Genomic DNA, 12,723 nt, shown 5'->3' on the forward strand with positions numbered 1-12,723 from the left:
GGTCAGTTTTCGTGACTCTGAAGACCGTGAACCAGCGCATCGCCGAAGAACTCGACGTTCGAGAGGGACAGGTGGCCGCGGCCGTCGACTTGCTCGACGGTGGGTCGACCGTTCCGTTCATCGCCCGCTACCGCAAGGAAGTCACGGGCATGCTCGACGACGCCCAGCTGCGCCAACTGGAGGAGCGGCTGCGCTACCTGAGGGAACTCGACGAGCGTCGAGAGGCGATCCTCGAATCGATCGACGGTCAGGGCAAGCTCGACGACCAGTTGCGTGGGCAGATCATGCTGGCGGAAACGAAGGCGCGTCTCGAGGACATCTACCTGCCGTTCAAACCGAAGCGGCGTACCAAGGCCCAGATCGCGCGCGAGGCCGGCCACGAGCCGGTTGCGGATGCGCTCATCGGCGATCCGACCACCGACCCCGCCCAGTACGACGCCGAGCAGCTCGAGGGCGCTCGCGCGATCCTCGTGGAGCGGTTCGCGGAGGACGCCGACCTGGTCGGTGAGCTGCGCGAGCTGATGTGGAGCCGCGGCAAACTCGTGACGGCGGTGAAGAAGGGCAAGGAGACCGAGGGTGCCAAGTTCGCCGACTACTTCGAGTTCTCCGAGCCCTTCACGAATCTGCCCTCGCACCGCATTCTCGCTGCCTTGCGTGGCGAGAAGGAGGGTGTGCTCTCGCTGACTCTGGCGCCGGATGCGGACGAGCCCGAGCCTGGTGTCCCCACCGTGTACGAGGGCCGGATCGCAACTCGGTTCGACGTCGCCGATCGGGGCCGGGCCGCCGACCGCTGGCTCCTGGACACCGTGCGATGGGCGTGGCGCACCAAGCTTCTGATCACCATGGGAATCGACATGCGGATGCGGCTGCGGCAGTCTGCCGAGCACGATGCCGTCGACGTGTTCGCCAACAATCTGCGTGACCTGCTTCTTGCCGCTCCGGCCGGTACTCGTCCCACGATGGGCCTCGACCCCGGGTTCCGTACCGGTACGAAGGTCGCTGTCGTCGACGCCACCGGGAAGGTCGTCGCGTACGAGACCATCTACCCGCACCAGCCACACGCCAAGTGGGACGCGGCACTCGTCACGCTCGCCCGACTGGTGAAGGAACACGGTGTCGAACTCGTCGCGATCGGAAACGGGACTGCGTCGCGTGAGACGGACACTCTCGCCGCGGAACTGATCAAGGTCGCCGGGGCGTCCGATCTCACCAAGATCGTCGTGTCGGAGGCGGGCGCGTCCGTCTACTCGGCGTCCGCCTATGCGTCCCAGGAGTTGCCGGACCTCGATGTGTCGATTCGTGGCGCCGTGTCCATCGCGCGCCGACTTCAGGACCCGTTGGCAGAGCTCGTGAAGATCGACCCCAAATCGATAGGTGTGGGGCAGTACCAGCACGACATCTCCGAATCCCTCCTGGCGCGATCCTTGGGTGCGGTGGTCGAGGACGCGGTGAACGCCGTAGGGGTCGACGTGAACACCGCATCGGTGCCGCTTCTCTCTCGGGTGTCCGGAATCGCGGGTTCGCTGGCCGAGAGCATCGTTGCTCACCGAGACCAGAACGGTCCCTTCGTCAGCAGGAAGGGACTGAAGGACGTATCCCGACTCGGCCCGAAAGCATTCGAGCAGTGCGCGGGCTTCCTGCGCATCGCGGGCGGTGAGGATCCGCTCGACGCCTCGAGTGTCCACCCGGAGGCGTACCCGATCGTGCGCAGAATCGTCGACACGACCGGCACGGGCGTTCGCGAGATCATCGGCAACACCCGCACGCTCCGAGCGTTGAATCCCGCCGACTTCGCCGACGAACGCTTCGGACTTCCGACCGTCACCGACATCATCGGTGAACTCGAGAAGCCGGGACGCGACCCGCGCCCCGAGTTCAAGACGGCGACCTTCGCCGCCGGTATCGAGAAGGTTGCGCATCTGAAGCCCGGAATGGTGCTCGAGGGTGTAGTGACGAACGTCGCCGCGTTCGGTGCCTTCGTCGACGTGGGCGTTCACCAGGACGGATTGGTACACGTCTCGGCTATGTCGAAGACATTCGTCAAGGACCCACACGACGTCGTGAAGTCCGGCGACGTGGTGAAGGTGAAAGTTCTCGAGGTCGACGAAGCGCGGCAACGGATCGGGTTGTCACTTCGACTCGACGACGAGCCGGGGGCCGGACAGCGCAAGCCTGCCGGCGACCGCCGCGAGAACGGCAAGCAGGGCGGCGACCGTAAACCGGGTGGCGGGGATCGGCGCGGTGGAAAGCCCACGGGTCGCCGTGATTCCGCACCGGCCGCAAGCGGTTCCATGGCGGATGCTTTGCGGCAGGCGGGCTTCGGGCGCTGATCAAGCGTCCTTGCGATACACCAGTCCGGACAACCGGATCGAAAGGTTGCGGCGCACCGCCGGAATTCTGCCGAGCGCGCCCAGCGCAAGATTTCGTGCTGGGCGCACGGCAGGTGGGACGGTGGCGAGCCTGGTCAGAACCTTGGAGAACGACACGATGTCGCTGGCGAGGGGCCGGCGGGCGTAGTCGTCGAGGATCGTGTCCGAGCCGCCGTCGAGTACGCGGCCGAGGGAGTCTGCGAGCGCGAGGGCATCGTGCAGTCCCAGATTCATGCCCTGCCCACCGGCCGGGCTGTGGACGTGCGCTGCATCTCCCGCGAGCAGTACACGTCCTTGGCGGTACGTGGCGGCAACTTTGTGATGGATGCGGAATCGGGAACCCCATTCCACTTCGCCGACTCGAACCGGCTGGATGGGGCCTCGGTCGTTCAGGAGATCTTGGATGAAATTCCGGTCAGGGTCTCTCGGCGCCTCGTCGACGGCGGCGACGATTCGGAAGTGACCTCCGGGCAGTGGTGCGGTGACGACCATGCCTGCTCGGGAGAAGAACAGAATCACTTCGTCGTGGGGGAGTGCGCCGTCGATGGATACGTCGGCGAGCGTGAACGACTCCGCCACGTCGTCACCTTCGAACGGGATTCCGGCGCTCTTGCGCACAGTGCTGTTCATCCCATCGGCACCGACCACGTAGCGAGCGTCGAGAGTCTCGCCGTCCGCCAGTTGCGCATGTATCGCGTCGCCGGATTCGTGTACGCCCGTCACGACAGTCGAGCGACGAATGGCGACGCCGAGATCGTCGAGCCGATCGTTCAACACGGTTTCGGTGACGTGTTGCGAGATCATCAACGAATAGGGATATCGGCTCGGCAAGGTGGTGAATTCTATTGGGACGAGCACCCGGTCGCGGTCCCGGACGGTGAAGCGGTGCGCGGGACTCCCGAGACTCACCAGAGTGGACGCGACCCCGATGGATTCGAGGATCTCCAAGGTGTGGGCATGAACCACGGCCGCACGCGACGATGCAGAACGTTGGTCGAAGCGGTCGACCAACGCGACCGACCTGCCTTGCTGGGTCAGTGCCGCTGCGAGGGCCATCCCGGTCGGCCCGGCTCCGACGATCAGTACATCGACCATGCCTGCCTCCTGGCCCGGCGACCTCGGCGAATCTGCTGCTGTCGTCGACGCTAGTGGGCGCGAGTGCCTGCGCGGAAGAGTCGGGCATGCGATGCTCGTGACGACCCGTGAGGAGGGCGCCGATGCGCGAGTGGCTCGAGCGCGAGATCGTCGGCAATGGTCGGCTCCCTCTGCTCTTCTTCCTCGTGGGGTTTCTCGCGGCTTTTCTCTTCATCAGGTTGAGCGTCCGGCTTATTCGAGCGGACGTGAAATGGTGGCCCGGCAACGTGACGCCGGGTGGTCATCACGTTCATCACGTCGTGTTCGGTGTCGTCACGATGCTCGTGAGTGGTGGGGCGATCATTGCCGTCTACGAGGACGGGACGCAGACGACAGGGGCGGTACTCGCGACATTCTTCGGTATCGGCGCCGCCCTGGTTCTCGACGAGTTCGCACTGATCTTCTATCTGAAGGACGTGTATTGGTCCGAACAGGGCAGAACGTCCGTCGATGCGGTCTTCATCGCGGTCGCTGTGACGGGCCTCGTACTGCTCGGATTCCGTCCTCTCGAATTGTTCGACGTCGCAGGCTTTCGGAGTGAACCCGATCCGTGGCTGCGCGCTGCGATCAGCGCGGCGACCGTTGTCAATCTTCTGCTTGCCGGCATCGTGCTCGCGAAAGGCAAGATATTCACAGGCATGGTCGGACTGTTCATCTTTCCGATCCTGATAGTGGGGGCGCTACGTCTGAGTAGGCCGGGTGCTCCGTGGGCCAGGTGGCGCTACACCCGCAAGCCGAAAAGGATGCGTCGAGCCATCGTGCGTGAGCGGAGGTGGCGGCGTCCGGTGATCCGGGCGAAGATCTACGTGCAAGATCTGGTGGCGGGTACACCCAGCGTCGAACACGCGAGAACGGCCGCAGAGGAAGAACTGGAGCACGTAGTGCACCCCGCACCTGCACCGATTTCCCTGATGGGGGATCCGTCTGGCACAATTGACGGGTTGCCTGGACCAGGTGACGCTACTTGAACTGGGCACGAACCAGACGAGCACCGGACGTGAATGCACTGCCGGGTGCCGCTCGGTTCCTCTGCTCCTGCGAAAACGCAAGGATGGAACACCGATGAACACCCTCGATTTCCTGGACAAGAAGTCCCTCCGCGACGACATTCCCGCATTCCGCGCCGGCGATACCCTCAATGTGCACGTGAAGGTCATCGAAGGCTCGAAGGAGCGTGTGCAGGTCTTCAAGGGCGTCGTGATTCGTCGCCAGGGTGGCGGTGTCCGCGAGACCTTCACCGTTCGTAAGGTCTCCTTCGGCGTCGGCGTCGAGCGCACCTTCCCGGTGCACAGCCCCAACCTCGCCCAGATCGAGGTCTTGACCCGCGGTGACGTTCGCCGCGCCAAGCTGTACTACCTGCGCGATCTCCGTGGCAAGGCCGCGAAGATCAAGGAGAAGCGCTGATCTTTCGGATGAGCCCGGCGTCGCACAGTTGCGGCGCCGGGCTAATCTGTTTTCTGTGACCGATTCGTCGAAGGAGCAGGCATTGTCGTCCGAGTCCGAGAATGCCCGAGATGAAGCCGACGAGGCGGTCGAACGTTTCGGGAAGAAGGGCAAGAAGAAGGAGCGATCCTTCTGGCGTGAGCTGCCCATTCTCATACTCGTTGCGCTCGTTCTGAGCTTTCTGCTCCAGACCTTCGTTGCACGGGTCTATCTCATTCCCTCGGAGTCGATGGAGCCCACGCTGCACGGCTGCCCGGGCTGCACCGGTGACCGCATCGTCGTGGAGAAGATCGGCTACCGATTCCACGATCCGAAGCCCGGCGACGTCGTCGTGTTCCGTGGCCCCGACTCGTGGTCCGAGGAGTTCGTCTCGACGCGTTCGGACAATGCCATCGTCCGCGGGGCACAAGAGGTCGGTTCGCTCGTCGGGCTGGTGCCCCCGGACGAGAACGACCTGGTCAAGCGTGTCATCGCTACCGGCGGCCAGACCGTCGAGTGCTGTGACGAGCAGGGGCGGATTCTGGTGGACGGAAAGCCGCTCGACGAGCCGTACGTCAAGATGGACTTCCCCTTCGTGCCCGGGCAACAGGATTGCGAGAGCGATCTGAAGTCCGGCCGTTGCTTCGCCCCCGTCACGGTGCCCGAAGGCAACATCTGGGTGATGGGCGACAATCGCAGCAACTCTGCGGACTCCCGTTTCCACGTCGGAGACGACTTGCAGGGCACGGTTCCGATCGAGAACGTGATCGGTAAGGCCCAATTCATCGCACTGCCGCCCGGCCGCACGGGTGGAATCAGTTCTCCCGATATTCAGGGCAACTGAGAAGTTGGCGTAATCGCTTGAGCACCTGGCCACCTCGCACCGTCATCCGTAGGGCCTCCGGTCTGCGGACGATGGAATCTGCCCTGGTTCGCAGCGGACTCGGGCCCGTGGCGGGCGTCGACGAGGCCGGCAGAGGGGCATGCGCCGGCCCTCTGGTGGTGGCGGCGTGTGTACTCGCGTCGAAGCCGCATCCCGCTCTGGCTCGACTCGACGATTCGAAGAAGCTCACGGAGAAGTCCAGGGAAGAACTGTTCCCGATCATCACCCGGCTCGCGTTGTCGTGGAGTGTCGTGCAGGTGCCTGCCTGGGAAGTCGATGCAATCGGCGTTCATGTCGCCAACATCGAAGGAATGCGGCGAGCAGTCGCCGGTCTGGGGGAGACGCCGGGATACGTACTCACCGACGGATTCCGGGTGCCGGGTCTTTCGGCGCCATCGTTGCCGGTGATCGGCGGAGACGGTGCGGCGGCGTGTATTGCCGCCGCGAGTGTTCTTGCCAAGGTGACCCGAGACCGAGTGATGATCGATCTCGAAAATGTGTACCCCGGATACGGATTCGCGATACACAAGGGATACAGCACGACGGCGCACATGTCGGCTCTGCACGAGTTGGGTCCGAGCGACGAGCATCGTTTCTCGTACGCGAACGTGGCAGCGGTTCGGGACCGGGTGGGCGTCGCTGTGAGTGGTGCGAGATGATGACTGTTCACACCCGAGTAGGAGGGCCTTCCGTCCGATGAGTGCCGAGGATCTCGAGAAGTACGAAACCGAGATGGAGCTGTCGCTCTACCGTGAATACCGCGACATCGTCGGTCAGTTCTCGTACGTGGTCGAAACGGAACGCCGCTTCTACCTGGCCAATTCCGTGGAGCTCTTGCCCCACAACGCCGATGGTGAGATCTACTTCGAGCTCCGGATGTCCGACGCGTGGGTGTGGGACATGTACCGCCCGGCGCGTTTCGTGAAGTACGTCCGGGTGATCACGTTCAAGGACGTGAACATCGAGGAGCTCGACAAGCCTGACCTGCGCCTTCCTGACAACGGTCTGTCCTGATACCCCGGTATCGATAGCGGCTTTTCCACATCGCTCCGGTTGTCCACAGATCGGTTTGCGACCTGGCCGTTTCGTTCGCGTGGTCCACGGCCGGGTGCACTCTGTTGATCGGAGCGGCTCCGAGGGGCGGAGTCGCCGGGGGTGACGGAGGCCGGCGGTGGGGCACAATCTCGCGCTCGGAGCACACGGAGAACAGCTGGCGGCCGACTATCTGGTCGAAGCGGGTATGGAGATCGTCGAACGCAACTGGCGTTCGCGACACGGTGAGATCGATCTGATCGGTGCCGAGAACGACTGCCTGGTCTTCGTAGAGGTCAAGACGAGAACGGGACGCGGCTTCGGTTCACCCGCCGAGGCCGTGACTGTCACCAAGCAGCGCCGGATCAGGCTGTTGGGCCTCGAATGGCTGCGCTCCTCGGGTCGACATTGGGGACGCGTCCGTTTCGACGTGGTGTCCATCCTCATCGAGAACGACTGCGCGCCGCGTATCGACCACATCGAAGGCGCATTCTGATGGCGCTCGGTCGCGCGCATTCAGTTGCCGTCACCGGTGTGGACGGACAGGTCGTCGAGATCGAGGCGGACATCGGTCGAGGCCTGCCTGCTGTTCACCTCGTGGGGTTGCCCGACACCGCTCTACAGGAAGCCAGGGATCGAATTCGTGCGGCGGTGACGAATTCGGAGGAGGAATGGCCGGATTCCAAGGTGATACTTGCGCTGTCACCTGCAACATTGCCGAAGGTGGGGTCCGTTTACGATGTGGCCTTGGTGGCCGCTGTTCTCGATGCGGCCAACAAGGTTCAGCGCGATCGCCTTCGGCGCACCGTACTGCTCGGTGAGTTGGCCCTCGACGGCCGACTTCGTTCGGTTCGTGGAGTTCTGCCCGCAGTACTGGCCGCCAAGAAAGCAGGGTGGGCCACCGTTGTGGTTCCGGAGGACGCGCTGCCCGAAGCCGGCCTGGTCGGCGGAATCGAGATACTCGGGGCGGCAACTCTCCGTGGGGTGCTCGGATGGCTTCGCGGCGAGCGGCAGCTGACTTCCCCGGAGCCGCCGACTCACGCGACGCGCGCGGACTACGCGGACCTCAGTGAGGTCGCCGGCCAGTCGGAAGCGCGGTGGGCGATAGAAGTAGCGGCAGCGGGCGCTCATCACCTGATGCTCACCGGGCCACCCGGAATCGGCAAGACCATGCTGGCGCAGCGGCTTCCCGGTGTCCTGCCTGCGCTGACCGAATCGGAGTCGTTGGAAGTCACCGCAATTCACTCCGTTGCGGGCACCCTTCCGTCCGGACGTCCGCTCATCGACCTTCCGCCGTTCATCGCTCCCCATCACACCGCGACGGTCAGCGCCCTCGTCGGCGGCGGCAGCGGCATGGCGAAGCCGGGCGCGGTGAGCCGTGCCCATCGCGGGGTGCTCTTCCTCGACGAATGTGCCGAGATCGGCACCAAGGTCTTGGAAGCACTTCGTACGCCGCTCGAGGATGGCGAGGTGAGGATTGCGAGACGCGATGGCGTCGCCCGCTATCCAGCGAGATTCCAGCTGGTTCTGGCGGCCAACCCGTGCCCGTGTGCGCCCGCGCGGGAGGCGGATTGCGTGTGCGCGCCGACCGCTCGGCGTAAGTACCTGGGCAAGTTGTCGGGGCCGATCCTCGACAGGGTGGACTTGCGGGTGCGGATGCAGTCCGTGGCGACCGGCGCATTGATCGACGAGGTCGGTGAGAGCACCGAAACGGTCCGCGAGCGCGTAGCGCAGGCGCGGACTGCTGCAACCGAGCGGTGGCAGGACTTCGGTTGGATCAGCAATGCCGAAGTACCGGGCCCGGCGTTGCGTCAACGATTTCGTCTGTCCAGAGACGCGCTTGCGCCCGTAGAGCGGGCATTGCAACGCGGTGTGATCACCGCTAGGGGCGCGGATCGTGCTTTGCGAGTTGCCTGGACCCTCGGGGATCTGGCCGGGGTGGACATGCCGGGCGCCGACCAGGTGACCACGGCGTTGGGATTTCGCGATCGGGGGACTCGATGACGCTGCAACAAGAAATCGGGGATCCGCGCCTACAGGCGTGGGCGTATCTATCGAAGGTGGTGCAGGGCCCGTGTGCCCCGTTGTCCGAGTTGATCGACAAGGTGGGGCCGGAGGAGGCCGCCCGGGCAGTACGTGAGCGAGACCTCTCCGAGTACCTGGGGGAGCGAACGGTTGCCCGAGCGCACGTGGACACGGCCGGCGACGACCTGCGGCAACTGTCCGAGATCGGCGGGCGTCTCGTCACTCCGGACGACGACGAATGGCCGAGGTGGCGCATGCTCGCGTTCGACGGCCTTGGGCATTCGCGTGCCGACGGCGCACCGCTGGCGTTGTGGGTCGTCGGCTCTCGCTCGCTCGCGGACTTGACCGAGAGATCGATGTCGATCGTGGGAACCCGCGCCGCGAGTGGCTACGGCGAACACGTCACGGCCGAGATTGCCGGTGACCTCGCACTCGACGGCTGGACAGTCCTCTCCGGCGCAGCCTTCGGGATCGACGGTGCCGCACACCGCGCAGCGCTCGGAGTGGGTGGTGTGACCGTCGCCGTGCTGGCGTGCGGGGTCGATCGCGCCTATCCGGCCGGGCACGCGCGGTTGTTGCGTCAGATCTCTCAGAACGGTCTGGTGATCAGCGAATATCCGCCGGGTACGTCGCCGGCCAAACATCGATTTCTGGCACGAAACCGATTGGTCGCCGCGTTGTCGGATGGCGTGGTCGTGGTGGAGGCCGGGTGGCGTAGCGGCGCTCGAAACACCGCTGGTTGGGCTCGGAGAATGGGACGCCCGGTGATGGCCGTGCCCGGCCCCGTCACGTCCGCATCCTCGGCCGGCTGCAACCGGATGATCCGAGAAGGTGAGGCGCGCCTGGTGACGCGGGCGTTGGACGTGGTCGAGGAGGCGGGGCCGATCGGCCTCACCGACAGCGAGGACGAGAAGGTGACACGTGAGACGGATTCGCTCGAGGGGAACGCACTGCTGGTCTACGAGGCGCTGCCGATTCGGGGATCCCTGTCGGTCCAGGACGTGTCCGTGGAATCCGGGGTGCCGATCGGAAACGTGCGAACAATGCTCGCGCAGTTGGAACTCGACGGATTCGCGGCCCCGGACGAGGACGGCTGGAGGCGATCACCATGAGTTCGTCGGGATCCAGAGGTGGACGACTCTGGAAGATCCGTGGCTCCGGGTGTTCGATCCACGTGATGAATGGGGGACCGAGATTCCGGACGCCGCTCATGGGCCGTATCTCCCTCATTCGCGTACGGTAGTTAGGTAATGCTTACTTGTGTACGCGTGTAATCGAGGATTCGAGGTCGTAAATGGCGAAGCCGACAACGGTGCTGACAGTGGTTCGAACGCAACAGCTGACGCCCCACATGATTCGAGTGCACCTCGGCGGTTCGGGTTTCGACTCGTTCACTCCCAACGCCTTCACCGACATGTACGTGAAGCTCGCATTCGGAGTAGGTGAGGACTCGGTAGTCCGCACCTACACGATTCGATCGGTCGATCTTGTGAAGCGGGAGATCGCCGTCGACTTCGTTGTGCACGGAGATGTCGGCGTCGCCGGTCCGTGGGCGGCGTCGGCGCGTCCCGGGGATGAGCTGGAGGTTCGTGGCCCGGGAGGCGCCTTCGTACCCGACCCGTCGGCCGATTGGTATCTGTTCGCCGGTGACGAGACTGCGATTCCCGCCATCTCCGCCGCCGTCGAACGGCTCCGACCCGATGCGGTCGGAAACGTGCTCGTGGAGGTCGGCGGCCCCGAGGACGAGTTGCCGATCAGTGCGCCGGCCGGCGTGGACGTGCGGTGGATACACCGAGGTGCGTCGTCGGATCAGGTGGAGGATTCCAAGTCCGGTGACGGAGCGCCGCTTGTCGAAGCGGTTCGGAACGTGTCGTGGCGCGATGGGCAGGCGCACGTGTTCATTCACGGTGAGGCGCAGGCGGTCATGACCAACCTGCGGGGGTACGTCCGCAAGGAGCGTGGAGTCTCCGCAGGTTTCGCGTCCATCTCCGGATACTGGCGCAGGGGGCGGACCGAAGAGGGCTTCCGAGTGTGGAAGTCGGAGCTCGCTGCGGCCGAGCAGGGCTGAGTATGGCGTGTCCCGCTTGCCTGGCGACCACCGGCCACGAATCATGGCTGTATGAACGGTGAGCGCGGGTCCGGGGTCGCGTTGCCGCCTGAACTCGACGAGGTGCTCGACGAGTATTCGGAGCATCTGCGCCTCGGCCGCGGAAGGTCGGAACACACTGTTCGCGCCTACCTCGCCGACGTACGGTCGCTGCTGCGTCACTTCGCTTCAGCAGAGCCCGAAGCGAAGATTTCGACGCTCGACCTTTCGGTTCTTCGGTCCTGGCTTGCTGCTCAGGCCGCGGCAGGGACCGCGCGGACGACCCTCGCGCGAAGGACATCGTCCGCGCGAAACTTCACGGCCTGGTTGATGCGCACAAGGCGTCTCGCGACCGACCCGGGCGTACGGCTGGTCGCGGCGCGTGCTCACCGAACACTGCCCGCAGTTCTTCGCCGCGCGCAGGCAGTGGAAGCGATGGATGCGGCAGAACTCGGTGCAGCGCAGGAAGACCCGATCGCGCTCAGAGATCGGCTCGTCGTCGAACTGCTCTACTCGACCGGTATTCGGGTGGGTGAACTGTGCAGCCTGAACATGGTGTCCGTGGACAAGCATCGCCGTCTGTTGCGGGTGATCGGCAAGGGTGACAAGGAGCGGTCGGTTCCGTACGGCCGGCCGGCCGCGGACGCCATCGACGCGTGGTTGCGTGCGGGCAGGCCCAAGTTGGTCACCGAATCCTCCGGCAATGCGCTGTTGCTCGGAAAGCGCGGCGGGAGATTGGATCAGCGGCAGGCACGCAGCGTCGTTCACGACGTGATGTCCGCGGTGTCGGGGTCGCCGAACCTGAGCCCCCACGGGCTCCGGCACAGCGCAGCAACGCATCTCCTCGAAGGCGGCGCCGACTTACGGGTCGTCCAAGAACTGCTCGGGCACTCGAGCATGGGAACGACGCAGCTCTACACGCACGTTTCGGTCGAGCGATTGCGGGCGGTGCACGATCAGGCTCACCCGAGAGCCTGATCCGCCTCGACCGGTTTGAGGCGCAGGGGAGCGGTGCGGACGAGGCGGAGCGGGTCGAGATATTCACGGTCGCGTCGTACGCCCCAGTGCAAGCAGGCGACAGCCGGGCAGCCGGGGTGGCCGGTGTCGAGTACGCCCAACACCGTTCCGATTCCCACGCGCTGGCCGCGGCGCACGCGGGCGATCACCGGCTCGTAGGTGGTTCGCAGGCCGCCGTCGTGATCGACGGAAACCGTCGGCTTACCGGCCACCTCGCCGGCGAATGCGACGATTCCGGCCCCCGCGGAGAGCACGGCCTGCTCGGGGGGGCCGACAAGGTCGACCCCGCGGTGACCCGGTAGCCAATTGTGTTCCGGTTTGTCGAACGTGCGTACCACTTTCGGTCGGGGGTGGAGCGGCCAGTCGAAATCGGAGGTCGGTATCGCGGCTGTGTCTGGGGTACCGATCAGGAGTAGGGCCGCCAGTATCGGCAGGAGAGAAGCGCTGCGAGGTCGGTTCACTGGGACGACAGTGCTCGATCTTCGCGCACGAAACCGCACGTAACTCGTCATGTGGACGGACCGTTCGGTTGTCCACACGGGCGCGAAAGGGGCTTGACAGATATCGCGGTTATGGGGAGTGGGTTGCAGGCCGTACACTGGTCGAGCGGTCTGTGCTCGCACAGTCCGACTTCGCGCGCCCGCGCATGATCTACGGCCTTCGGCTGGTCTCGCACCCAGAGTGCGAGTCCGAAGTCCTGCGGGCGCCAGGGCGGAGCGTCACCGACACTCCGCGTGAACCGGCAATTGAAAGAG

The 12,723-nt window shown here is 64.9% G+C and carries 13 protein-coding genes; 11 read left to right on the forward strand and 2 right to left on the reverse strand.

Annotated elements, in window-relative coordinates:
• Nucleotides 1-11 precede the first annotated feature (11 nt).
• Nucleotides 12-2,330: a Tex family protein gene (locus ACZI8R_RS09495; RefSeq protein WP_463379351.1), complete on the forward strand. Its 2,319-nt coding sequence runs from the start codon at nt 12-14 to the stop codon at nt 2,328-2,330.
• Here ACZI8R_RS09495 and ACZI8R_RS09500 read toward each other — a convergent pair whose 3' ends face one another.
• Nucleotides 2,331-3,464 carry an FAD-dependent oxidoreductase gene (locus tag ACZI8R_RS09500; RefSeq protein WP_463379352.1) on the reverse strand — a complete coding sequence of 378 codons (1,134 nt, stop codon included), beginning with the start codon at nt 3,462-3,464 and terminating at the stop codon, nt 2,331-2,333.
• Between the two features lie 122 nt (nt 3,465-3,586).
• Here ACZI8R_RS09500 and ACZI8R_RS09505 point away from each other — a divergent pair, with 122 nt between their 5' ends.
• The 10 genes from ACZI8R_RS09505 to ACZI8R_RS09550 all read left to right on the forward strand — a co-directional run bounded on the left by ACZI8R_RS09505 (nt 3,587) and on the right by ACZI8R_RS09550 (nt 11,929).
• A complete protein-coding gene (locus ACZI8R_RS09505; RefSeq protein ID WP_463379353.1) occupies nt 3,587-4,471 on the forward strand; it encodes a hypothetical protein in 885 nt (294 codons plus the stop codon).
• Between the two features lie 94 nt (nt 4,472-4,565).
• A complete protein-coding gene (gene rplS / locus ACZI8R_RS09510; RefSeq protein ID WP_463379354.1) occupies nt 4,566-4,907 on the forward strand; it encodes a 50S ribosomal protein L19 in 342 nt (113 codons plus the stop codon).
• Nucleotides 4,908-4,989: 82 nt separating this feature from the next.
• On the forward strand, nt 4,990-5,769 hold the full coding sequence (gene lepB, locus ACZI8R_RS09515) for a signal peptidase I (RefSeq protein WP_463379670.1): 780 nt from the start codon (nt 4,990-4,992) through the stop codon (nt 5,767-5,769).
• A 17-nt stretch (nt 5,770-5,786) separates the two neighbouring features.
• Entirely contained in the window at nt 5,787-6,467 is a 681-nt protein-coding gene (locus ACZI8R_RS09520; RefSeq protein ID WP_463379355.1) for a ribonuclease HII, read from the forward strand.
• Nucleotides 6,468-6,504: 37 nt separating this feature from the next.
• The gene (locus ACZI8R_RS09525) at nt 6,505-6,822 is read left to right on the forward strand and encodes a DUF2469 domain-containing protein (protein WP_005240496.1); all 318 of its coding nucleotides are present in this window, start codon (nt 6,505-6,507) and stop codon (nt 6,820-6,822) included.
• 157 nt (nt 6,823-6,979) lie between these two features.
• A complete protein-coding gene (locus tag ACZI8R_RS09530) occupies nt 6,980-7,336 on the forward strand; it encodes a YraN family protein (RefSeq protein ID WP_463379356.1) in 357 nt (118 codons plus the stop codon).
• On the forward strand, nt 7,336-8,844 hold the full coding sequence (locus tag ACZI8R_RS09535) for a YifB family Mg chelatase-like AAA ATPase (RefSeq protein WP_463379357.1): 1,509 nt from the start codon (nt 7,336-7,338) through the stop codon (nt 8,842-8,844). Before ACZI8R_RS09530 ends, ACZI8R_RS09535 begins: the two co-directional genes overlap by 1 nt.
• Nucleotides 8,841-9,977, forward strand: coding sequence for a DNA-processing protein DprA (dprA, locus tag ACZI8R_RS09540; RefSeq protein WP_463379358.1), 1,137 nt, complete (start codon nt 8,841-8,843; stop codon nt 9,975-9,977). Before ACZI8R_RS09535 ends, dprA begins: the two co-directional genes overlap by 4 nt.
• Before the next feature lie 182 nt (nt 9,978-10,159).
• Complete coding sequence (locus ACZI8R_RS09545) at nt 10,160-10,933, forward strand: siderophore-interacting protein (RefSeq protein WP_463379359.1); 774 nt, start codon at nt 10,160-10,162, stop codon at nt 10,931-10,933.
• Nucleotides 10,934-10,984: 51 nt separating this feature from the next.
• Nucleotides 10,985-11,929, forward strand: a complete 945-nt coding sequence (locus ACZI8R_RS09550) for a tyrosine recombinase XerC (protein WP_463379360.1) — start codon at nt 10,985-10,987, stop codon at nt 11,927-11,929.
• On the opposite strand, the gene ACZI8R_RS09555 is transcribed toward ACZI8R_RS09550, so the two are convergent.
• Nucleotides 11,914-12,429: a M23 family metallopeptidase gene (locus ACZI8R_RS09555; RefSeq protein ID WP_463379361.1), complete on the reverse strand. Its 516-nt coding sequence runs from the start codon at nt 12,427-12,429 to the stop codon at nt 11,914-11,916. The two genes, ACZI8R_RS09550 and ACZI8R_RS09555, sit on opposite strands and share 16 nt — an antisense overlap.
• Nucleotides 12,430-12,723: the final 294 nt, after the last annotated feature.

The organism is Rhodococcus huquni (assembly GCF_055231055.1).